Here is a 22,676-nt window from a genome sequence, read left to right on the forward strand (position 1 = left end):
CAGCAGAGGCTCTGCCAGTAGTGCTCGTCGGAAGGTGGTGCTTTGCTGGGGTAGGGGCGGATATGGCAGCGTGGCCAGAAGAGGAGCGTCACGATGGACCTTGAGCGACCGCACCCCCACTCCGTCTCGGTGGAGATCAGCGGATGCAGCAAGCACGACGCCCGGATCGTGTTCGACACGTTGTGCGCCTGCTTCGAGTCGGACCGGTGCGCCGAGGACGTGCCCGAGGAACTGCACGAGACCCGTCCGACCGTGTGGCTCGGCACCTTCGATGTCGCCGACACGCACGAGGGCGCGCGGCCGGCCCGGCTGTCGTCCTCCGTCGACGCGGACCTGCACGGCGGGTACTGGGCGATCGAACAGTTCCGCATGAGGCTGGACTCCCTGTTCGCCGTGCAGGACCTGACCACGGTCCCCGGCGACCAGGAGGAGGAACTGCACGTGCGCCTCGAGAGCCGCTGACCGCCACTCACGCCCCCAGCAGACCGAAGGCCAAGGCCCCTGGTCATGGCCCTGCTGTGCCCTCCATCACCTTGTGCAACTAGTTGCATAAACCGTCGGTAGTCGTCTACAACTACAGGCACGACACCGCGCACGGAGGGCCCGATGAGCCGTTACCCGCACCTGCTGACCCCCCTCGACCTGGGCTTCACGACCCTGCCCAACCGGGTCCTCATGGGCTCCATGCATGTCGGTCTGGAGGAGGCCGAGGGCGGTTTCGAGCGCATGGCCGCCTTCTACGCCGCCCGCGCCCGCGGGGGAGTGGGCCTGATCGTCACCGGTGGCATCGCCCCCAACGACGAGGGGCGTCCCTACGAGGGCGGCGCGAAGCTCACCACCGAGACGGAGGCCGAGCAGCACCGGGTCATCACCGACGCCGTGCACCAGGCGGGCGGGCGGATCGCGATGCAGATCCTGCACTTCGGCCGGTACGCCTACCACCAGGACCTGGTCGCGCCCAGCCCGATCCAGGCGCCGATCAGCCCCTTCCCGCCCCGCGAGCTGAGCGACGCCGACGTCGAGCGGACCATCGACGACTACGTCCGCGCCGCCCGCCTGGCCCGTCAGGCCGGCTACGACGGCGTCGAGATCATGGGCTCCGAGGGCTACCTCATCAACGAGTTCATCGCCCGGCACACCAACCAGCGCACCGACCGCTGGGGCGGCTCGTACGAGAACCGCACGCGTTTCCCGCTCGAGATCGTGCGGCGGGTGCGCGAGGCGGTCGGCGAGGACTTCATCGTCGTCTACCGGCTGTCCATGCTCGACCTCGTCCCGGGCGGCTCGACGCTCGACGAGGTGATCACCCTCGCCAAGGCCGTCGAGGCCGCCGGGGCGACGATCATCAACACCGGCATCGGCTGGCACGAGGCCCGCATCCCCACCATCGCGACCTCCGTGCCGCGCGGCGCGTACACCTGGGTGACCAAGCGGCTCATGGGCGAGGTGTCCGTCCCGCTCGTCACCACCAACCGCATCAACACCCCCGAGCTCGCCGAGGAGCTGCTCGCCGAGGGCGCGGCCGACATGGTGTCGATGGCCCGCCCGATGCTCGCCGACCCGGACTTCGTCACCAAGGCCGCCGCAGGCCGGCCCGAGGCGATCAACACCTGCATCGGCTGCAACCAGGCCTGCCTCGACCACACCTTCAGCGGCCTGATCACCTCCTGCCTGGTCAACCCGCGCGCCTGCCACGAGACGGAACTCGTGCTCTCCCCGACCCGGCTGCGCAAACGCGTCGCGGTCGTCGGAGCCGGACCGGCCGGCCTCGCCTGCGCGGTCTCCGCAGCCGAGCGCGGCCACGACGTCACCCTCTTCGACGCCGCGAGCGAGATCGGCGGGCAGCTCAACGTCGCCCGCAAGGTCCCCGGCAAGCAGGAGTTCGACGAGACGCTCCGCTACTTCCGCACCCAGCTCGACTGGCACGGCGTCGACGTACGGCTGAACACGCCCGTCACGGTCGCGGACGTCGACGGCTACGACGAGGTCGTCGTCGCCACCGGCGTCAGCCCGCGCACCCCCGACATCCCCGGCGTCGACCACCCGAGCGTCCTCGGCTACCTCGACGTCCTGCGCGACGGCGCCCCCGTCGGCGACCGCGTCGCGATCCTCGGCGCGGGCGGCATCGGCTTCGACGTCGCCGAGTACCTCACGGACGGCGGCGACAAGGCCCACGAGGACCCGGCGACGTACTTCCGCCAGTGGGGCGTCGACCTCGACTACCGCGGCCCCGGCGGCCTCGCCGCGCCCGAGCGGCCCGCCCCGCCGCGCACCGTCCATCTGCTCCAGCGCAAGACGTCCAAGGTCGGCGCCGGCCTCGGCAAGACCACGGGCTGGATCCACCGCGCCGAACTCAAGCACCGCGGCGTCACCATGGTCCCGGGGGTGCGGTACGACCGGATCGACGACGCGGGACTGCACGTCACGGTCGACGGCGCGAGCACGGTGCTGGAGGTCGACACGGTCGTGCTGTGCACGGGCCAGGAGGCGCGCCGCGGTCTGTACGAGGAGCTGGTCGCCGCCGGGCGCAGCACGCACCTCATCGGCGGCGCCGACGTGGCCGCGGAACTGGACGCCAAGCGCGCCATCAAGCAGGGCACCGAGCTGGCGGCGGCGCTGTAGGGGGTCTGCCGCCCGTCCCTAGGATGACTGGTATGTCACTCCCGCACGCGATCCTCACCGCCCTGCTCGAGAAGCCGTCGTCGGGCCTGGAGCTGACCCGCCGGTTCGACCGGTCGATCGGCTACTTCTGGTCCGCGACGCACCAGCAGATCTATCGCGAGCTGGGAAAACTGGAGGCCGACGGCCTGATCCGGGCCCTGCCGTCCGAGCAGCCGGCGCGCGGGCAGAAGAAGAGCTACGAGGTCCTGCACGCGGGCCGCGCCGAACTGGCCCGCTGGACCGCCGCCTCCCAGGACCCCAAGCCGCACCGCGACACGCTGCTGCTGCGGCTGAGGGCGGCGGCCGTGGTCGGCACGGCGGGCCTGGAGGCCGATCTGCGACGCCATCTGCAGCTCCACGAGCGGCAGTTGGCGGAGTACCAGGAGATCGAGCAGCGCGACTTCCCGCCCGGCCGGGACGGCACCGAGGACCGGCTGCGGCATCTGGTGCTGCGGGCCGGCATCGACCTGGAGACCTTCTGGACCCAGTGGCTCAGCCGCGCCCTGGCGGAATTCGACGGGCTTCCGGACGGCGAGCCGACCCGCCCGGCCTGATTCGGGGTGTGACGGTGGCCCGCCCGACCGGAGCGCTTCGGGAGGGCGGGCCGCCGTCCGTACCGGGTCAGAACCGGTACGGCTTGTTGCGGCGGCGCAGGTACCAGGCCGTCCCGAGCAGGCCGGCCCCGACCAGCGTGCCGCCAGCCACCAGCGTGACGGTCCCGTAGTCCGTAGCGCTTCCGCCGGTACCGCCCATGACGCCGCGGGACGGCGAGGCCGACGGGGACGGGGATCTCGTGGGGGAGGGGGTCGGGGAGACGACGACGGACTGGGTGCCCGCGGTCGTGCCGTCCGAGCAGATGACGATGACGGTGTACGTCCCCGCGCTGACGCTCGACCAGGCGGCGGACTGACTGGTGGACGTCCCCGACAGGGTCACCTGGCGCCCCTGGGCGAAGCTGCCCTGGCTGCTGGTGAGCAGTGAGGCGGTGCCCCAGCTGCCGCTGATCTGGGTGCACGCGCTGGTAGTGACCGACACCGTGGAACCCGTGGTGCTCACGGAGATGCCCGGGCCGGCGGCAGCGGGCACCGCGGCCAGGGCGAGGGGCAGAGCGGCGGCTGCCACGGTCAGGCCGGTGCGGAGAACTGGCGATGAGTTACGCATGTGGACTGCCCTCCGGCGGCACGGTTGGCGGTACATCCCTAGCGCCGCCGAGGGTCGGGAAACGCCCGTGCTGCCTCAGGGGTCAGCCAAAGCTCCCCAGGCCCCGGGCGCACGCCGGGTTCCCCCGTGCAGGTGACGCCGTCCAGTGGCCGGCCGACGCGGGCACGACATCGCCGTGGCCCGGCGTCGCCGCGTCATGGCCTCCGTGTCACCGCCGCGCGCCCGTCGTCACCGTCCGCTCCGCCGAGAAGCCGCCCCAGGTGCCGTCCGGCAGCATCGCCCGGATCCGGACGCGGTGCGTGACACCGGCGACCTGCCCCACGTAGAAACGGTGCGTCGCCCGGTCGCGCGGGGCGCTCCCGCCGTACACGAGGGACGTGGCCGGGCGGCCGTCCAGCTGGATCTGGTACTCGGTGATCTCGCCGTCCAGGCGGGGCGGCACCCAGCTCAGGTCCACGTGGTACGCCCCGTCCTCGCGGTGGCTCGTCGCCCGGAAGGCGGTGGGGGCCGTGGCGCGGCCGTCGTCCGTGCCCGGGGTGGTGAGCCGGACGGCGGGACCGGCGGGAGAGACGTTGCCTGCCGCGTCCCTGGCCCGGACGGTGAACGCGTAGGACGTGCCGGGACGCAGCCCCGTGACCACGGCGGCCGTCTGGCCTCCGCTCACGCTGTGGATCTTCGTGGCTCCCTGGTGGATGTCGTACGACACCACGTCCCGGTCGTCCGTCGAGGCGGACCAGGACAGCTGGACCACCCGGCTTCCGGCCGCCCGTCCGCTGGGCGCCGAGGGGCGGGTCGGCGCCGAGTGGTCGTCCGCCACGGCCGCGGGTGTCCGCGCCCGGACCTGACGGCTGGGCGGCCCGAGCCGCCCGTCGGCGTCCCGCGCCCGTACGGTGAAGACGTACAGCGTGGACGGCCGGAGCCTGGTGACGTCCACCATGTGCTTCGAACCCGGTACTTCCCTGACCTTCGTGGTGCCCCGATACACCTCGTAGACATCGGCCCGCGCGGTCACATTCCACATGACGTGCACGCTCGTCGCGCTGCCCGCCGCCGCGGTGACGCCCGTCGGCGCCCCGGGCACACCGCCGACGTCCTTTTCCTCCGCTCCGGCCCAGCCGCAGGCGGTGACCAGCGCGAGGACCCCGCAGAGCGCGACGCGCCGGAGGAGAAGGGCGGGAGCGGAAAACGAGACGAGAACGCGTCGCACGACACTGCCTCCCGGGACGGCACTCGGGAATGGTCCGGACCAATATGGCGCGGCTGACGCGATCACATCAAGAGGGCGGTGGTGGAGGGTGACAAGGTGAGCCGAGGTGGTCGTGCGTCACCCCCGCCGTTCGTGGCCACTCGGGAGGGTTACGTATGCTGAAGTTCCTCACGGCCGAACTCCTGGCGGACACCCGGGAGTTCGGGCCTGTCGCGCGGACCGCTGTCGTCGCAGATCCCGCGCCGGCGCGGGTGGCCGGGCGGCCCGAGTCCCCCACGGACTCAGGTCCCCGGCCCCTGCCGGTGGTTCGGAGTGTGGGCCGTCCGGCCCTTTGACGGTGACCGGATCAACAGCCCGGGGGAACAGATTGGCCTGAGTGCCCGTCAGGTTTCCTCAGGAGAGGCTCACCCATCGTGCGTGTCCAGTCGCTCACACTGGCCGCGGCCAGCGCCGCCCTGCTCGTCCCGACGACACCGCCCGCCACGCCGGCGCAGCCGCGCACACAGCCGGTGGTGTGGCGCCCGGTGGTGTGGCGCGAGGCCCCCGTCAGCGCCGCCGACCTGCTGGCCAGAGCACGGGACTGCACTCCCGTCTCCCGCGGCCGGTACCGCAGCGACAACGGCGCCTCCGCGAAGATCCCGGTCTGCGGCACCCGCGACGCCGTCTTCTGGAAGGCCGACATGGACATCGACTGCGACGGCCGCCCCGGACTCCGCTGCAACCGCCGCAGCGACCCGTATTTCGCCGCCGCCACGGCCTACTCCCAGTCCGACGGCCGCCCCTTGAGCGCCGAACGTCTCCCTTTCATCGTCGTGCCCGCCCCGAGCCGCATCTGGGACTACCGGGACCACGGCGTGGGCGGCGGTTCGGTCGTGGCCGTGGTGTACCGCGACCAGGTGCAGTACGCGGTCGTCGGCGACACGGGCCCGCGGGGCGTCATCGGAGAGGCCTCCTACGCGACGGCCGAGGCCCTCGGTATCCGCCCCCACCCGCTCCGGGGCGGCGCGGCCTCGGGCGTCACCTACATCGTCTTCAAGAACACCCGGGTGTCGCCCATCGAGGACCGCGCGGCGGCCGTGACGACGGGGCAGCGGGTGGCGAGGCGGTTCGCCGACGGGAGCTGAGTGAGTGACGGGACGTCGGCTGTCGCTCGCGGTGGCCGGGCACGCCGCCGTCCGGCGTGCCCGGGCCCGGTCTCACACCTTCCGGTACGTGTACGCCTCCGCGGCGGCGGACTCCACCGCCGCCAGATCGGCCCCGGTGCCCGCCGTGACGACAGCGGCCACGGCTCCCTCCACGAACGGGGCGTCCACCAGCCGCGTCCGCTCCGGCAGTTCGTCGCCCTCCGCGAGCAGCGCCTTCACGGTGAGCACCGCGCTGCCCAGGTCGGTGAGGACGGCGACGCCCGCACCGCGATCGACGGACGCGGCCGCCGCGGCGATCAATTCGGCGCTGGTGCCGAGCCCACCTGCCTCGTTGCCGCCCGCCGGAGCGACGGGCACCACCGGGCCACCGCCGGCGAGCCCCTTCGCCAGCGCGGCGACCGAGGCGGCCACCTCCGCGCTGTGCGACACCAGCACGATTCCCACAAGCCGCTTGTCACTCATCGGCGGCCTCCGCGAGCGCGGCGACGAGCAGCGCCGACGACGTGGCGCCCGGGTCCTGGTGCCCGATGCTGCGCTCACCCAGATAGCTCGCCCGGCCCTTGCGCGCCTGGAGGGGCGTCGTCGCCACGGCGCCCTCATCCGCCGCGGCCCGCGCCGCCGCGAACGAGTCACCGAGCGCGTCGACCGCGGGCACCAGCGCGTCGATCATGGTCTTGTCGCCCGGGGCGGCACCGCCGAGCGTCATGACCGCGTCCACCCCGGTCCGCAGCGCCTCGGCCAGCTGCTCCGCACTGACCTCGGCGGCATCCCCGAGCGCCTTGCCGGTACGGCGCAGCAGCGTGCCGTACAGCGGCCCCGAGGCGCCGCCGACCGTCGAGATGAGCTGGCGCCCGGCCAGCGTCAGGACCCCGCCCGGCGTGCCGGGGGCCTCCTTCTCCAGGGCGGCCGCCACGGCCTTGAACCCGCGCTGGAGGTTGCTGCCGTGGTCGGCGTCCCCGATGGGGGAGTCGAGGGCGGTGAGCCGTTCCGCCTCACGGTCGACGGACGCGGCGGTCGCCGTCATCCAACGGCGGAAGAAATCGGCGTCGAGCACTGGATCTCCTTGCCTGGTAGGTACGGGGTGATCCTTTCCCCCGCGCGTCACATGCCCCAGCGCAGACCCGCCGTCTTCACCGGCGCGTCCCACAGCCGCAGCATCTCCTCGTCGACCTGGCACAGGGTGAGCGAGGCCCCCGCCATGTCGAGGGAGGTGACGTAGTTGCCCACGAGGACACGGGCCACGGGTACGCCGCGCTGGGCCAGCACCCGGTGCACCTCGGCGTTGAAGCCGTACAGCTCGAGCAGGGGCGTCGCACCCATGCCATTGACGAGGACCAGCACGGGATTGCGCGGCTGAAGGTCCTCCACCACCGCCTCGACGGCGACCTCGGCGATCTCGCCGGAGGTCATCATCGCCCGCCGCTCCCGGCCGGGCTCGCCATGGATGCCGATGCCCAACTCCAGCTCACCGGACGGCAGATCGAAGGTGGGGCTGCCCTTGGCCGGCGTGCTGCAGGCGCTCAGCGCGATACCGAAACTGCGGGAGTTCTCGTTGACCTGCCGGGCGATGGCCTCCACCCGCTCCAGCGGCATGCCCTCGTCAGCGGCGGCACCCGCGATCTTCTCCACGAACAGAGTCGCGCCGGTGCCACGCCGGCCGGCCGTGTAAAGACTGTCGGTCACCGCCACGTCATCGTTGACCAGCACTTTCGCGACCTGGATGCCCTCGTCCTCGGCCAGCTCGGCGGCCATGTCGAAGTTGAGCACGTCGCCGGTGTAGTTCTTCACGATGAACAGCACCCCGGCCCCGCTGTCCACGGCGGCGGCCGCACGCAGCATCTGGTCGGGCACCGGGGAGGTGAACACCTCGCCCGGACAGGCCGCCGACAGCATGCCGGGACCCACGAAACCCCCGTGCAACGGCTCGTGCCCCGAGCCTCCGCCCGAGACCAGCCCCACTTTTCCGGCCACGGGAGCGTCCCGCCGCACGATCACCCGGTTCTCCACGTCCACGGTCAGCTCCGGGTGGGCAGCCGCCAGACCGCGCAGCGCGTCCGCGACCACGGTCTCCGGGACGTTGATCAGCATCTTCACGGGTACCTCCTAGGGAGACTAGTAGATGAGCCCTTGACTTCCAGCTTCGCAGGCCAGGTTACGTTTGACCAGTTGCCGATCTTGGCGGTCGGCGGCGGTCGGAAGCGGGTTCTCGCGGTGCTGATGCTGACTCAATGCTGACTTTCATGACCATGTGTCAGGTAGGTGGCTGCGGGTCGGATACGCGTCGGCGAGAGCCTCATGTCTGCAGTATCGACCTTGCGGATGCGAAGGTCACGTGGGGCTGTGCTCGGACGTGCTGGGGCGGGTCGATCTTGGTGCGAGATCCAAGCCGTGGTGCTCAAGGGCACGCTGATGGTCCGGAGCGGTGGTGCGCGGCGGAGCAGGCCACTGCCGAGCCCGGCGGCGGGCAGCTTGCGGTGGTGATGCCCCCTCAGGGCGGTGCTGTTTAGCGCGGTGCTGTGCGTCGGCTCGCGTAAGGGAGCTTCTCAATGCGCCCTATGTCATAATGCGTGCATACTGCCACTAAAAGGGACATGCGGACGTGCCATGACAGGGCTGCGCATCGCGGTGAGGGCAGCCGTCGCCTTGGCGCTGGCCGGGACGCTGGTTATGGCGTGTGGTGCCGACGGTGGCGGTTCGAGGACGTTGACCTGGTCGATGTGGGCCGACGGCGGTGAGGAACAGCAGGTCTGGCATGAACTCGCGGACCGTGTGTCCCGCGAAGATCCGCGGATCACGATCAAGCTCGAGACCTCGTCCTTCAATGACTACTTCGCCAAGCTCGGCACCCGTTTCCAAAGCGGCAACGCGCCCTGCATCGTCTCGATGCAGGCGCTCCGCACCACGGGCTACACCCAGGGCATGCTGCCGCTCGACGATCTGATCGACAAGAACAAGTTCGATGTGACGGACTTCGACAAGTCCATCATGGAGGGGCTGAGTGCCGACGGGAAGCAGTACGCGCTGCCGTACGACGTCGGCCCGGTGATCCTCACGTACAACAAGGACATGTTCCGGAACGCGGGGGTGTCGGAGCCCAAGCCGGGGTGGACTCTGGCCGAGTTCGAGTCGGTCGCCCGCAAGCTGACCGGGGGCCGGACCTACGGGTTCGCGGCGGGGCCTCAGGATGTGTGGATGTTTCCCATGGTGCTGACCAAGACCGGGGCGCAGCCCACCGACGGGGCGGGCAATCTGCGACTCACCACCCCTGCCATGACCAAGGGCGTGCAGTGGTACGCCGACCTGGCGGCCAGGAAGAAGGTTGCCCCCCGCCTGCCCGGAGTTGATCCCGCCTTCGTCGAGAAGCAGTTCCTCAGCGGCCACGTGGCCATGGGCACCAGCGGGCCGTGGGCGTTGCTGAATCTGAAGAACCAGGCCGGCTTCTCGGTGGGCCTGGCCACGATTCCCGCTGGCCCGGACGGCAGCAGGACGTACTCGTCCGGTTCCGGGTTCGGCATCTCCAAGTCCTGCCCGGACCCGGAGCGGGCGTTCAAGGCGATCACGCTGATGACCGCCAAGAACCAACTGGAGTGGCTCGGCGAGGTGGGACGTGCCTATCCGTCACGTGAGTCGGCGCAGCACGCGTGGTACGAGAACGCGCGCCTTGCCGGTGCCCGACAGGTTCTTGAAGCCGCCAACGCCACGGCGATTCCGCTGCGTACGACGAAAAACTGGGAGCGGGTCAACGAACTGTTCAACCGGTACGGAGTCAACCTCTTCAGCGGAGCGAGCTCCGCGAAACAGGTCCTGGAGCAGGTGCAAAGAGAGGCCGGGCAGGATTGATCGGGCGTGGCCCCCCTCGGCGGTGGAACAGTCGGGCCGGTCGGCTGGGGCAGCGGTCACCGTGGCTCCGACGGCCGCAGTCGCCAGGAACCCGCAGCCGATGACACTCAGGAGCCTGGGCGATGCGGGGTTGTGGTCGAGATCCAGCCGTGTACTTGCGCAGGTAGGCGGTGAGTTTGTGGATCGACCAGCGGCCTCAGGACCGGCCGAGCTCGACCGGGCGGGTGGAGGCCCGTCTTCACGAGGAAGTCCTCCTCGTCATCGCTGAGTTGGCAGGGGTGGTCTCTCGGCCCCTGAGAGTCCGGGCAGGCCAGGTCGAGCTCGTTGAGCTGGTGGATCGCGTCCCGGCCGGTGTTCTCGTCGTGCCTGCACTGGCTGGGCAAAGCACCACGACCGCCTACCCCGAACCTTCGCGATCACAGCTCTGGAGGTCGGTGTACAGGGGGTTGACGCACCGGGACGCGACAGGAACTGTGTTGCACATCGAGCTCTAAGTTGCGTGTTGCGCACCGCTGTGTGCGGTGCTCTCGCAGGGATGCAGACCGGCCACCCCTGTCCCCCGTCGGAAGGCTGCGGATGAGTACCGCGACGACGAAGAAGACGACATCGGCCCGCGCACGAGTGGATCCGGCTGTCCTCCATATATCTGTCACGCTGTCCGCCCTGTTCGTCGGTTGGGGGGTGTTCTTCACCGACAATCTCGCCACGGTCGCCGAAACGACGCTGGGCCGGATCATCGACAACTTCGGCTGGCTGTTCGTCCTGACGAGCTCCGGGTTCGTGGTGCTGGCAGCGGTGCTCGCGTTCAGCCGGTTCGGCTCCGTCCGGCTCGGCAGAGACGGCGAGCGTCCGGAGTTCAGCACCGCGTCCTGGGTGGCGATGATGTTCAGCGCCGGCATGGGGATCGGCCTCATGTTCTACGGGGCGAGCGAGCCGATCATGCATATGTCCAGCCCGCCGCCCGGCTCCGCGAAGGCGGGCAGCGAGGACGCCGCCCGCCTGGCGTTGGAGTACTCGTACTTCCACTGGGCGACCCATCCCTGGGCGATGTATGCCGTCGCCGGGCTGGCGCTCGCCTATTTCGGTTTCCGCAAGAGCGGCAACAGTCTGGTCAGCTCCGCCTTCCGCCCGCTGCTGGGCGACCGGGGGGACGGGCCGCTCGGAAAGTCCATCGACATTCTGGCGATCTTCGCCACCCTCTTCGGTTCCGCCGTCTCCCTTGGCTTGGGCGCACTGCAGGTCAACCGGGGTCTGAAAGAGGTCTGGGGCATCCCTGACTCCACCGCGCTGGCCGTATCGATCATCGCGGTCCTCACCGTCCTGTTCGTGCTCTCCGCCCTATCCGGCGTGCACCGCGGCATCCAGTGGCTGAGCAACGGCAACATGATTCTCGCCGCCGTCCTGCTGCTCTTCGTCTTCGTGGTGGGCCCCACGGTGTTCATCCTGGAGAGCCAGACCGAGGCGCTGGGCGGCTATCTGGCCTCTCTGCCGAAGATGAGTTTCACGACGGGTGCCTTCGGCGGCGGCGAGTGGCTCTCCAGTTGGACGGTCTTCTACTGGGCGTGGTGGATCTCCTGGACGCCGTTCGTCGGGACCTTCATAGCCCGGATCTCCCGCGGGCGCACGATTCGGGAGTTCATCGTCGGTGTGATCATCGCGCCGAGTCTGGTGAGTGTCGCGTGGTTCGCGATCCTCGGCGGGACCGCAGGTGGCCATCATCGCCGCGTTCCCGTTCCTCTTCGTGATGCTCGGCCTGTGCGTCTCACTCGTGAAGGCCCTGCGCGCTGAGCCGATCCTCGCCCCGTCGGCGGAACAGGAAGCCGTCGCCGACGCCGCCGGAGAGCCGGGACCTGACGACGGTGCGCTGCCGTCCGACGTCATGGCGGATTCACAGCCCACGGGCTGAGCTGCCCAACCGGATGAACCGGAGGAGCGCGACTCGGCCGGAACCAAGCCCTTGACCCTCGGCCTGCTCCTCCGCGATGCTCGGTTGCGTATAGCGGTGCGTGTATCGAATGAGGCAACGCATTCGCGAGGCTTTCCCGCTTGAGGAGCAGCTCATGGCCCACGAGGTTCGTGCCGTCGTCGCCCGGAAGAAGGGCGCACCGGTCTCCGTCGAAACGATCGTCGTCCCCGACCCCGGCCCGGGTGAGGCGCTGGTCAAGGTCGAGGCGTGCGGCGTCTGTCATACCGATCTCCACTACCGCGAGGGCGGGATCAACGACGATTTCCCCTTCCTTCTGGGGCATGAGGCGGCTGGCCGCGTCGAGGCGGTCGGAGAGGGAGTCACCGGCGTCGAGCCCGGCGACTTCGTCATCCTCAACTGGCGTGCGGTGTGCGGCCAGTGCCGGGCTTGCAGCAAGGGCAGGCCCTGGTACTGCTTCGCCACCCACAACGCGACACAGCCGATGACGCTGCTCGACGGCACCCCGCTCTCGCCGGCGCTCGGCATCGGAGCGTTCGCGGAGAAGACGCTGGTTGCCGCCGGGCAGTGCACCAAGGTGGATCCGGCGGCCCCGGCGGCGGCAGCCGGGCTGCTCGGGTGCGGCGTCATGGCGGGCTTCGGCGCGGCCGTGAACACCGGTGCCGTCGGCCGGGGCGACTCTGTCGCCGTCATCGGCTGCGGCGGCGTCGGCATGGCCGCCGTGGCCGGGGCGCGGCTGGCCGGAGCGAGCAAGGTCATCGCCGTCGACATCGACCCGCGCAAGCTGGACCGGGCCATGACCATGGGAGCCACGCACACGGTCGACGGGTCGAAGGGCGACGTCGTGGAAGCGGTGCGCGAGCTGACGGGCGGCTTCGGCGCAGACGTCGTCGTGGAAGCGGTCGGCCGCCCCGAGACGTACCGGCAGGCCTTCTACGCCCGCGACCTGGCCGGCACGGTCGTGCTGGTCGGCGTGCCCACCCCGGAGATGAAGGTGGAGCTGCCCCTGCTCGACGTCTTCGGGCGGGGCGGCTCCCTGAAGTCCAGCTGGTACGGCGACTGCCTGCCCTCGCGCGACTTCCCGGCCCTCATCGACCTGTATCTGGGAGGTCGTTTCGACCTGGACGCGTTCGTCTCCGAGACCATCGGCCTCGGTGAGGTGGAGGAGGCCTTCGAGAAAATGCACCGCGGCGACGTGCTGCGCTCGGTGGTGGTGCTGTGATGGCCGGCGCACCGCGTATCGAACACCTCGTCACCAGCGGGACCTTCAGTCTCGACGGCGGGACCTGGGACGTCGACAACAACGTCTGGATCATCGGTGACGACGACGAAGTGGTCGTCATCGACGCGGCACACGACTCCGACGCCGTCGTGGCGGCCGTCGGTGACCGTCGTCTGTCGGCCATCGTGTGCACTCATGCCCACGACGACCATGTGCGTGCTGCGCCGGACGTGGCTCTCGCCACGGGCGCGCCCATGCTCCTGCACCCTGATGACCAGGTGCTGTGGAAGATGGTGCACCCCAGCCGACGGCCCGACGGCCCGCTCGCCGACGGTGACGAACTCGTGGTGGCGGGCATCGGCCTGCGTGTCCTCCATACGCCCGGGCACGCTCCGGGAGCCGTGTGCCTGTACGCCCCCGATCTGGGTGCTCTGTTCAGCGGCGACACGCTGTTCGCGGGAGGCCCCGGCGCGACCGGGCGCTCGTACAGCGACTTCGGCACGATCATCGGCTCCATCGGTGACCGGCTGCTGACCCTCCCGGGGGAGACGGTCGTCCACACCGGACACGGTGAGGCGACGTCCGTCGAGGCGGAAGCACCGCATCTGGAGGAGTGGGCCGCCCGCGGCTGGTGACAGGTGAGCCGCCACGCCGGCCGGGGCGATCGAGTGCCCGCCCCGGCCGGTCAAGGACCATCCGCCCCGTCGGCCCTGGACGAACCGCCGTGTACGACCCCGCCCCGATGGCACACTTCGGCGGCCTGGTCGCCGCTGATCTGCGTGATGTCACCAGCGATCCCGCCGCCCTGGACTCCGCCGGTTTCTGGGCGGTCGTCGCGGACTTCGAAGGCGGGGCCGATCAAGGGCACGGGCCGTACGGCGGACGACCTGCTGGAGCGCCCTGGAGACCGCGCCCCGCGGCCCGTACTGCGGCGCCATCGGCTGGGTCGACGCCGACCGGGGGACCGGTGAACTGGCCGTGGGCATCCGCACCTTCTGGATCGACCGTGTCGCCCCGTCGGAGCCGGTGCTGCGTTTCGGTACGGGCGCCGGCATCACCTGGGGGTCGGATCCCGGGCGGGAGTGGGAGGAGACCGAATTGAAGGCCTCTCGGCTGGTCACTCTGGCGTCGAGGCCGCGTGGGGCGGCCAAGGCCTTCCACCTGCCTTGACAGTGCCGTGAGGCCGTCCTCAGACTCGTTGCCCAGATCGCACAAGGTTCCTCTGTGCGCAACGAGGTAACAGGTTCCATGATGCTTACCGCACGCCCCCTCGCCGACCCGCCCCGAGTCGCATGAGCACCGCCGCCCGGCCCGAGCGAGCCGCTCCCGCACTCCATCCGCGAGGTCTTCCCCGGCCCGACCGGACCCTGGTGATGGGCATCGTGAACGTCACGCCCGACTCGTTCTCCGACGGCGGGCGGTGGTTCGACCCGGAACGGGCCGTCGCGCACGGCCTCGCGCTGCTCGACGAGGGGGCGGACATTCTGGACGTGGGTGGCGAGTCGACCCGCCCCGGCGCCGCGCGCCCGGCCGTCGAGGAGGAGTTGCGGAGGGTGCTGCCGGTCGTCCGCGAACTTGCCGGTGCAGGCGCGACGGTCAGCGTCGACACCATGCGCGCCGAGGTCGCCGCCCACGCCATCGAGGCCGGCGCCGCTCTGGTCAACGACGTCTCCGGCGGGCTCGCCGACCCGGCGATGCTGCCGCTGATGGCGCGGTCCGGCACCCCCTACGTGCTCATGCACTGGCGTGGGCATTCCACGGGGATGCAGGCGAACGCCGTGTACGACGACGTCGTCACCGACGTGGTCCACGAGTTGCGGGCGCGAGTCGACGCGGCCCTGCACGCCGGGGTTCCGGCGGACTGTCTCATCGTCGACCCGGGGCTCGGGTTCGCCAAGCGCGTCGAGCACAACTGGCGGCTGCTCGGCCGTCTCCGGGAGGTCGTCGCGCTGGGCCGGCCGGTCCTCGTCGGTGCGGCGCGGAAATCCTTTCTGGGTCACTTGCTGGCGGACCCGGAGACGGGGCGGCCCCGGCCGGCGCACCTGCGGGACGCGGCCACTTCCGCGGTGTCGGTCCTGGCAGCCGCGCAGGGTGCCTGGTGCGTGCGCGTCCACGACGTCGCCTCGACGGCCGACGTGGTGCGCGTGACCGCTCGGTGGGGCCTCGAATCCGCGGCGACGCCGCTGCCGGTACCCCGGTTCTGAGAGGCGCACCGCTCTGACCTGCGTTTCCTATGGCGCAGGACGTTGCGTATCAAGCAACAAAAATAGTGGCGTCGACCGTCCCGCGAACTTCTTGACAAGGATTCGCGGGCGCCTTCAAACTGGCGTTGCGTTCACCGCAATCCGTTTCGCTATACGCACCGAGGTGTCATGATGATTGCCGCGTGCCGTCTCGTGGATCTGCCCCGAGGCGAGGCCCACAGGCTCGAAACCGACCCGCCGGTCTCGGTGTTCCACACCGATGACGGCGAACTCTTCGCCATCGACGACACATGCACCCACCAGGACGCCTCGCTCGCCGACGGCTGGCTGGAGGGCTGCGAGGTCGAATGCCCGCTGCACGCCTCGAAGTTCAACCTCAAGACCGGAGCCGTCGACTCCCCGCCGGCCAGGCTCCCGGTGCGCACGCACGAGGTCTTCGTCGAGGACGGCATGATCTACGTCCGGCTGTCCACGGCAGCCCCGAACCTGCCTCCCTGCATCGCCGCCCGGCTCGCCGGGGGCGTCGCGTGAGGACCGTGGCCGTGGTGGGCGCGTCGCTGGCCGGTCTGTCGGCGGCGCGCTCGTTGCGCAAACAGGGGTACGACGGACGGCTGGTCGTCATCGGCGACGAAGCCCATCGCCCGTACGACAGGCCGCCCCTGTCCAAGGAGTTCCTGGCCGGCGGCATCGGCGAGGCCGAACTCGCGCTGGAGCCGGACGGCGAGGACCTGCAAGCGGAGTGGCTGCTCGGAGCCCGCGCCGCCGGACTCGACGCCACGCCCCGGGTCGTGCGGCTCACCGACGGCCGGGAGGTGCGGGCCGACGGCATCGTCATCGCCACCGGCGCCGCCGCCCGGACCTTGCCCGGCATGGACGGACTGGCCGGTGTGCACACCCTGCGCACCCTGGACGACGCCCGCGCCCTGCGGGACGAACTGGCCCGGGGCGGACGCCTGGTCGTGATCGGCGGCGGCTTCATCGGTGCCGAGGTCGCTTCCACCGCCCGCGCCCTCGGCCTGGACGTGACCATCGTCGAGGCGGCGCCCACACCACTGGCCGGACCGCTCGGCCCGGCCATGGGGCGCATCGTCTCCGCCCTCCACGTGGACCACGGTGTACGCCTGTTGTGCGGCGTGGGCGTCAAGGGGCTGAGCGGCGAGAGGCGCGTCGACGCGGTCCTGATGGAGGACGGCCGGAGCATCCCCGCCGACATCGTGGTCGTGGGTGTCGGGGCCCGTCCCTGTGTCGAGTGGCTGGCCGGATCCGGCGTCGAACTCGACGACGGTGTCAAGTGCGGTGCGGACGGCCGTACCAGTCTGGCCGGGGTGGTCTCGGTCGGCGACTGTGCCTCCTGGTACGACCCGCGCGCGGGCATCCACCGCCGCGTCGAGCACTGGACCGGCGCCCGGGAACGACCGGACGCGGCGGTCGCCGCCCTGCTGTCCTGGGGCGAGTCCGAACCCGGGCTGCCCCGGCCGCCGTACTTCTGGTCCGACCAGTACGGCGTGAAGATCCAGTTCGTCGGCAACGCGGCCCGCGCCGACAGCGTGACGATCGAGGAGGGCAGCGCGGACGATCGCAACGTCCTGGCCGTCTACCGGCGTGCCGGACACCCGGTCGCCGTCCTCGGGATGAACCAGCCGAAGCTGTTCATGCGCTGGCGCAAGCACCTCGCGGCCACGACGCCCTGACAGGGCCGCAGACCTCGCTCTCACAGCCGCTGCTGCGCACAAAGGCGGCGCTGCTCCTTACCCGACGACGTCCGGTGTCACTCGTCCCGGCGCGTGCATGCCCGATCCACGACGTTCCCCGAGGAGTGCACTGTGACCTCGACCGGCCTGCCGGAAAGCCTCATCGCCACCCTCCCCGGCTCCTCCTACACGGATCCCGAGACCTTCGCCCAGGAGCAGGAACACATCTTCGAGACGATGTGGTTCTGCGCCGTGCGCTCCGCCGACCTGGTCAGGCCCGGTGCCTTCCGGACCGTCGAGGTGGGCCGCGAGAGCATCCTGATCACCCGCGCACGGGACAACTCCATACGCGCCTTCCTCAACGTCTGCCGGCACCGCGGAGCCAAGCTCTGCACGGCGGAGAGCGGCGAGGTCAAACGAGCCTTCCAATGCCCCTATCACGCCTGGACGTATGACTTGACGGGCAAACTCGTCGCGGCACCCAACCTCACCAAGATGCCCGACATCGGCCGCACCGAATACGGCCTGGCCGCAGTGGCCGCGCGGGAATGGCTCGGCTACGTGTGGGTGTGCCTCGCGGAGAACCCGCCCCCCTTCGACGAGGTCGTGAGGGATGTGGTCGCGCGCCTGGGCGACACGGAGTCGATCGAGCACTACGACATCGACAACCTCGAAGTCGGTCGACGGATCGTCTACGACGTGAAGGCGAACTGGAAACTCATCGTCGAGAACTTCATGGAGTGCTACCACTGCGCGACGATCCACCCCGAGCTGACCGAGGTGCTCCCTGAGTTCGCCGACGGGTACGCCGCCCAGTACTACGTGGGACACGGCGCGGAGTTCGGCTCCGAGGTCAAGGGTTTCACCGTCGACGGCTCCGAAGGCCTCGACCGCATTCCGGGTATCGCCGAGGACCAGGATCGCCGCTACTACGCGATCACCGTCCGGCCGCAGGTCTTCATCAACCTCGTGCCCGACCATGTGATCTTCCATCGGATGTATCCGGTCGCCGTGGATCGCACCATCGTCGAATGCGACTGGCTCTACCTCAAGCACGTCGTCGAGGGCGGCAAGGACGTCAGCCGGTCGGTGGAGCTCTTCGACCGCGTCAACCGGCAGGACTTCGACGCGTGTGAGCGCTGTCAGCCCGCGATGAACTCCCGGCTGTACGCCAAGGGCGGGGTCCTCGTGCCCAGCGAGCATCACATCGGTGAGTTCCACGCCTTCGTCCAGGAGCGGCTGGGCGTGGGGCAGCCACAGTAGCGGCGGGTTCACGGGCGGGCCGCACCTGGAGTGCGGGGCGCCCGTCGAAGGCGGCGCGGCGGGGTCAGCCCAGATAGCCCATGCGACGGCTGATCTCGTCCGCGCCCTTGACCAGCACCGGAGCGAGGTCGTGCATACGGTCCTCGGTGAGCCGGTACGCCGGTCCGGAGGCGCTGAGCGCCGCGATGACCTCTCCGTCCCTGTTGCGGACCGGGGCGGCCATGGCGTGCAGTCCGATCTCGAACTCCTCCAGGGTCCAGGAGTAACCACGCTCGAGCGCCTCGACAAGGTTCTTCTCGAGCTTGGTCTTCGCCGTCAGGGTGCGGGCGGTCACCTTCTTCAGACCGCCCGCCGACAGCAGCGCGGCACGCTCCTTCGCCGGCATGTGGGCCAGCAGGATCTTGCCGCTGGAGGTGGCGTGCAGCGGCGTCAGCTGGCCGACCCAGTTGAACGCCGTGACAGCACCGGGACCGCGCACCTGGTACAGGTTGATCGCGTACTGCTCCTGCATCACGGCGAGGTTCACAGTCTCGCCGATCTCCTCGGCGAGACGCTCGCAGACCGGGCGGCTCTGCTGGGTGATGTCGATGCGGCCGGTGACCGCGCCGGCAAGGCGGACGAGGCCGAAACCGAGGCGGTACTTGCCGCGCTCGCCTGCCTGTTCCACCAAGCCGCGCACCTCCAGGGCGCCGAGCAGCCGGAACGCGGTGGACTTGTGGACATCGATCTCGGCGGCCACCTCGCTGACCCCGGCCTCGCCGCGCCGGGCCAGGATCTCCAGCACGGTGATGGCGCGGTCGACGGACTGCACCCCACCGGTCGGCGCAGTTGTCGTTTCGGTATCTGCATGGTAGTTGCTCACAACGCAACTATACGGGCGTTAAACATAGCCGACAGCGGTGCAGGTCACGGGCCTGGTGCCAACGTTGGGCAAGTTGCGCTGTTCGCAACCTGGTGCGTATGGCGATACGAGCACTAGCATGCCGCGCATTCTCAACGGCACGAGCGAGACGAGGCCTCATGGCTCACTTGCAGTACGACTTCGTCATCGTAGGTGGTGGATCGGCCGGCAGTGCACTGGCCAACCGGCTCTCCACGGACCCCGGCAACCGGGTGCTGGTCCTGGAGGCGGGCAGGCCCGACCACCCCTGGGATGTCTTCATCCACATGCCCGCGGCACTGACCTACCCGATCGGCAGCCGCTTCTACGACTGGAAGTACGAGTCCGAACCGGAGCCCCACATGGGCGGTCGGCGCGTCTACCACGCGCGAGGCAAGGTGCTGGGCGGTTCCAGCAGCATCAACGGCATGATCTTCCAGCGCGGCAACCCCATGGACTACGAGCGCTGGGCGGCCGAGCCGGGCATGAAGACCTGGGACTACGCGCACTGCCTGCCGTACTTCCGGCGGATGGAGAACTGCCTAGCCGCCGACCCGGACGACGAGTTCCGCGGTCACGACGGCCCCCTCGTCCTGGAGCGTGGCCCGGGGACCAGCCCGCTCTTCGAGGCCTTCCTGAAGGCCACCGAGGAGGCGGGCCACGCCCCCACCGACGACGTGAACGGCTATCGGCAGGAAGGTTTCGCCAGGTTCGACCGCAATGTCCACCGCGGCCGCCGCCTGTCGGCGTCCAAGGCCTACCTCAAGCCCGTACGAAAGCGCCCCAACCTCACGGTCAGGACGCGCACTCTGGTCACCCGCGTCCTCTTCGAAGGCAAGCGGGCCGTCGGCGTCGAGTACCGGCGTGGCCGCGGCAGACCCCAGCGGGTGCGTGCCCGCGAAATCATTCTCTGCTCAGGCGCGATCAACTCCCCGCAGCTGCTCCAGCTCTCGGGAGTCGGCAACGCCGCGGAACTGCGCGCGCTCGGCATCGACGTCGTACACGATCTGCCGGGTGTCGGCGAGAACCTCCAGGACCACCTGGAGGTGTACATCCAGTACGCCTGCAAGCGGCCCGTCTCCATGCAGCCGTACCTGGCGAAGTGGCGCGCCCCCTTCATCGGCCTGCAGTGGCTCTTCCGCACGGGCCCCGCCGCGACCAATCACTTCGAAGCGGGTGGCTTCGTCCGCGGCAACGAGGACGTGCCCTACCCCAACCTGATGTTCCACTTCCTGCCCGTCGCGGTCCGCTACGACGGTTCCGTGCCCGCCGGCGGACACGGCTACCAGGTGCACGTCGGGCCCATGTACTCCGACGCCATCGGCTCGGTGAAGATCAAGAGCAGGGACCCGGCCGAGCACCCCGCGCTGCGCTTCAACTACCTGTCCACCGAACAGGACCGCCGCGAGTGGGTCGAGGCCGTCAGGGTCGCCCGCGAGCTGCTCAACCAGCCCGCCATGGCGCCGTACAACGCGGGGGAGGTCTCACCGGGACCGTCCGTCGGGACCGACGAGGAGATCCTCGCCTGGGTCGCCAAGGACGGCGAGACCGCGCTGCATCCGTCATGCACCTGCAAGATGGGCACGGACGAGATGGCCGTCGTGGACCCGGCCAGCATGCGGGTGCACGGGGTGGAGGGGCTGCGTGTCGTCGACGCGTCGGTGATGCCGTACATTACCAACGGCAACATCTACGCACCGGTGATGATGATCGCGGAAAAGGCGGCCGACCTCATCCTCGGGAAGGATCCGCTGCCGCCGTCCACCGCCGCCTATTACCGGCACCGCCCCCTGCCGTAACCAGCAGTTTTCAGACAGCCGACCGGCTCGGAGGCGAGGGGTTCCGGGCTTGTCGGCGCTGCACCCTCGTGGCTGTCCCCGTGGCGAAACCGTCACCGGTCAAACCCTTGACGTGGGTTGCCGCCTTCTCCAGAGTGTTCCACCACAAGCAATTCGATGCACGATGCGCAACGCCATTCGCTCGAAGGGCTCGACGTGGCAGACCTGTACGTGGACGGAAAATGGCGGGATCCCGTGGCCGGCGGCCACCGGGACATCCGCTGCCCCGCCGACGGCACGCACTCCGTGACCGTGTCGGAAGGCACACGTCCCGACGCCGAGGCGGCCATCGCCGCAGCCCGCCGGGCCTTCGACGAAGGGCCCTGGCCGCGCACCTCCGAGCGCGAGCGCGGCGCGTTCCTCCTGCGCACCGCCGACCTCCTCGAACGCGACGCCGACGCGTTCGCCCGCGCCGAATCGCTGGACACCGGCAAACGGCTGGTGGAGAGCCAGTACGACATCGCCGACGTCGTCTCCTGCCTCCGCTACTACGGCGGGCTCGGCGGCACCCACGCGGGCCGGGTGATCGACACCGGCCGCGACGACGCCGTCAGTCGCGTCGAGTACGAGCCGATCGGCGTGTGCGGACTGATCACCCCCTGGAACTACCCGCTGCTCCAGGCGAGCTGGAAGCTCGCGCCGGCTCTCCTCGCGGGCAACACCATCGTCCTCAAGCCCAGTGAGCTCACCCCCTCGACGTCCATCCTGCTGATGAGGGCGTTCGAGGAGGCCGGGCTTCCGGCCGGTGCCGCCAACCTCGTCCTGGGGACCGGGCCAGAGGTGGGCGCACCCCTCGCCGAGGGCCCCGCCGTCGACATGGTCTCCTTCACCGGCGGTCTGGACACCGGCAGACGCATCATGGCCGCCGCCGCCGCGACCGTGAAGAAGGTAGCGCTGGAACTGGGCGGCAAGAACCCCAATGTCGTCTTCGACGACGCCGACTTCGAGACGGCCGTGGACTTCGCTCTCACGGCCGTCTTCCTGCATTCCGGCCAGGTCTGCTCGGCCGGTGCCCGGCTGATCGTCCAGGACTCGCTGCACGAGCGGTTCGTCGACGAGGTGGTCCGCCGCGCCCGGCGGATCCGGCTCGGCGGCCCCTTCGACCCGCAGGCCGAGACCGGCCCGCTGATCTCCGCGCAGCACCTGGCGAAGGTCGAGGCGTATGTCGCGGCGGGCCTCGCCGAAGGCGCCGTTCTGCGCTGCGGTGGCGAACGCCCCGATGACCCGGACCTGGCCGACGGTCACTACTACCCGCCCACCGTGCTCGACGAGTGCGGTCAGGACATGCGGGTGGTGCACGAGGAGTCCTTCGGACCCGTGCTCACCGTGGAGCGCTTCACCGACGAGGACGACGCCGTACGCATCGCCAACGACACCGAGTACGGACTCGCCGGCGCCGTCTGGACGCAGGACGCCGGGAAGGCCCAGCGGGTCGCCCGACGGCTGCGCCACGGCACGGTGTGGATCAACGACTACCACCCCTATGTGCCGCAGGCGGAATGGGGTGGGTTCGGGCGCTCCGGGGTGGGCCGGGAACTGGGCCCCACCGGCCTGGACGAGTACCGGGAGCCCAAACACATCTGGCAGAACATCCAACCCCGGCCGCAGCACTGGTTCCGCGGCTGAACGCCGAAAAGAGG

20 protein-coding genes and 1 pseudogene are annotated in these 22,676 nt (G+C 70.1%); 15 read left to right on the top strand and 6 right to left on the bottom strand.

Annotated elements, in window-relative coordinates; all coding sequences use genetic code 11:
- The first annotated feature begins 93 nt into the window (after positions 1 to 93).
- The 3 genes from OG542_RS38030 (at position 94) to OG542_RS38040 (ending at position 3,215) form a co-directional block, all read left to right on the top strand.
- Positions 94 to 462, top strand: coding sequence for a hypothetical protein (locus tag OG542_RS38030; protein ID WP_328417061.1), 369 nt, complete (start codon positions 94 to 96; stop codon positions 460 to 462).
- Between the two features lie 144 nt (positions 463 to 606).
- Positions 607 to 2,622, top strand: coding sequence for an NADPH-dependent 2,4-dienoyl-CoA reductase (locus OG542_RS38035; protein WP_328417063.1), 2,016 nt, complete (start codon positions 607 to 609; stop codon positions 2,620 to 2,622).
- A 32-nt stretch (positions 2,623 to 2,654) separates the two neighbouring features.
- Entirely contained in the window at positions 2,655 to 3,215 is a 561-nt protein-coding gene (locus OG542_RS38040) for a PadR family transcriptional regulator (RefSeq protein WP_184595654.1), read from the top strand.
- Between the two features lie 67 nt (positions 3,216 to 3,282).
- Here the strand turns inward: OG542_RS38040 and OG542_RS38045 are convergent, their stop codons facing one another.
- Complete coding sequence (locus tag OG542_RS38045; protein ID WP_328336368.1) at positions 3,283 to 3,822, bottom strand: hypothetical protein; 540 nt, start codon at positions 3,820 to 3,822, stop codon at positions 3,283 to 3,285.
- Positions 3,823 to 4,030: 208 nt separating this feature from the next.
- Positions 4,031 to 5,029, bottom strand: coding sequence for a fibronectin type III domain-containing protein (locus tag OG542_RS38050; protein WP_328417066.1), 999 nt, complete (start codon positions 5,027 to 5,029; stop codon positions 4,031 to 4,033).
- Between the two features lie 413 nt (positions 5,030 to 5,442).
- Here OG542_RS38050 and OG542_RS38055 point away from each other — a divergent pair, with 413 nt between their 5' ends.
- On the top strand, positions 5,443 to 6,153 hold the full coding sequence (locus tag OG542_RS38055; RefSeq protein WP_328417068.1) for a glycoside hydrolase family 75 protein: 711 nt from the start codon (positions 5,443 to 5,445) through the stop codon (positions 6,151 to 6,153).
- 72 nt (positions 6,154 to 6,225) lie between these two features.
- Here the strand turns inward: OG542_RS38055 and OG542_RS38060 are convergent, their stop codons facing one another.
- From OG542_RS38060 to dhaK, 3 genes are read right to left on the bottom strand one after another with little or no spacing between them, the layout of a single operon-like run.
- Positions 6,226 to 6,636, bottom strand: a complete 411-nt coding sequence (locus OG542_RS38060; protein WP_328417070.1) for a PTS-dependent dihydroxyacetone kinase phosphotransferase subunit DhaM — start codon at positions 6,634 to 6,636, stop codon at positions 6,226 to 6,228.
- Positions 6,629 to 7,228 (bottom strand): dihydroxyacetone kinase subunit DhaL, encoded by a 600-nt coding sequence (gene dhaL / locus OG542_RS38065; RefSeq protein ID WP_261679779.1) that lies wholly within the window; start codon positions 7,226 to 7,228, stop codon positions 6,629 to 6,631. Before dhaL ends, OG542_RS38060 begins: the two co-directional genes overlap by 8 nt.
- 47 nt (positions 7,229 to 7,275) lie before the next feature.
- Positions 7,276 to 8,268, bottom strand: a complete 993-nt coding sequence (gene dhaK / locus OG542_RS38070) for a dihydroxyacetone kinase subunit DhaK (protein WP_328417073.1) — start codon at positions 8,266 to 8,268, stop codon at positions 7,276 to 7,278.
- Positions 8,269 to 8,778: 510 nt separating this feature from the next.
- Between dhaK and OG542_RS38075 the strand changes: the two genes are divergently transcribed.
- The 9 genes and pseudogenes from OG542_RS38075 to OG542_RS38115 all read left to right on the top strand — a co-directional run bounded on the left by OG542_RS38075 (position 8,779) and on the right by OG542_RS38115 (position 18,318).
- Positions 8,779 to 10,014 (top strand): ABC transporter substrate-binding protein, encoded by a 1,236-nt coding sequence (locus OG542_RS38075; protein WP_328417075.1) that lies wholly within the window; start codon positions 8,779 to 8,781, stop codon positions 10,012 to 10,014.
- Positions 10,015 to 10,590: 576 nt separating this feature from the next.
- A complete protein-coding gene (locus tag OG542_RS38080; RefSeq protein ID WP_328417077.1) occupies positions 10,591 to 11,802 on the top strand; it encodes a BCCT family transporter in 1,212 nt (403 codons plus the stop codon).
- Positions 11,803 to 12,074: 272 nt separating this feature from the next.
- On the top strand, positions 12,075 to 13,160 hold the full coding sequence (locus tag OG542_RS38085; protein ID WP_328417079.1) for an S-(hydroxymethyl)mycothiol dehydrogenase: 1,086 nt from the start codon (positions 12,075 to 12,077) through the stop codon (positions 13,158 to 13,160).
- Positions 13,160 to 13,795: an MBL fold metallo-hydrolase gene (locus OG542_RS38090; RefSeq protein WP_328417081.1), complete on the top strand. Its 636-nt coding sequence runs from the start codon at positions 13,160 to 13,162 to the stop codon at positions 13,793 to 13,795. Before OG542_RS38085 ends, OG542_RS38090 begins: the two co-directional genes overlap by 1 nt.
- Positions 13,796 to 14,057: 262 nt before the next feature.
- Positions 14,058 to 14,330 (top strand): annotated as a pseudogene (locus tag OG542_RS38095) (chorismate-binding protein); the annotation flags it as partial.
- 122 nt (positions 14,331 to 14,452) lie between these two features.
- A complete protein-coding gene (folP, locus tag OG542_RS38100) occupies positions 14,453 to 15,364 on the top strand; it encodes a dihydropteroate synthase (protein ID WP_328417083.1) in 912 nt (303 codons plus the stop codon).
- A gap of 168 nt (positions 15,365 to 15,532) precedes the next feature.
- Complete coding sequence (locus OG542_RS38105) at positions 15,533 to 15,895, top strand: bifunctional 3-phenylpropionate/cinnamic acid dioxygenase ferredoxin subunit (RefSeq protein WP_328417085.1); 363 nt, start codon at positions 15,533 to 15,535, stop codon at positions 15,893 to 15,895.
- Entirely contained in the window at positions 15,892 to 17,055 is a 1,164-nt protein-coding gene (locus OG542_RS38110) for an NAD(P)/FAD-dependent oxidoreductase (protein WP_328417087.1), read from the top strand. The genes OG542_RS38105 and OG542_RS38110 overlap by 4 nt, the downstream gene beginning before the upstream one ends.
- A 132-nt stretch (positions 17,056 to 17,187) precedes the next feature.
- Positions 17,188 to 18,318 (top strand): aromatic ring-hydroxylating oxygenase subunit alpha, encoded by a 1,131-nt coding sequence (locus tag OG542_RS38115; protein ID WP_328417089.1) that lies wholly within the window; start codon positions 17,188 to 17,190, stop codon positions 18,316 to 18,318.
- Between the two features lie 64 nt (positions 18,319 to 18,382).
- Here the strand turns inward: OG542_RS38115 and OG542_RS38120 are convergent, their stop codons facing one another.
- Positions 18,383 to 19,129 carry an IclR family transcriptional regulator gene (locus OG542_RS38120; protein ID WP_328418283.1) on the bottom strand — a complete coding sequence of 249 codons (747 nt, stop codon included), beginning with the start codon at positions 19,127 to 19,129 and terminating at the stop codon, positions 18,383 to 18,385.
- Positions 19,130 to 19,338: 209 nt separating this feature from the next.
- Between OG542_RS38120 and betA the strand changes: the two genes are divergently transcribed.
- Both betA and OG542_RS38130 read left to right on the top strand, forming a co-directional pair.
- Entirely contained in the window at positions 19,339 to 20,997 is a 1,659-nt protein-coding gene (betA, locus tag OG542_RS38125; protein ID WP_328417091.1) for a choline dehydrogenase, read from the top strand.
- A gap of 195 nt (positions 20,998 to 21,192) precedes the next feature.
- A complete protein-coding gene (locus OG542_RS38130; RefSeq protein WP_328417093.1) occupies positions 21,193 to 22,662 on the top strand; it encodes an aldehyde dehydrogenase family protein in 1,470 nt (489 codons plus the stop codon).
- The last annotated feature ends 14 nt before the right edge of the window (positions 22,663 to 22,676 follow it).

Origin of the sequence: Streptomyces violaceus, assembly GCF_036014075.1 — a bacterium.
Classification (GTDB): Bacteria; Actinomycetota; Actinomycetes; order Streptomycetales; family Streptomycetaceae; genus Streptomyces; species Streptomyces violaceus.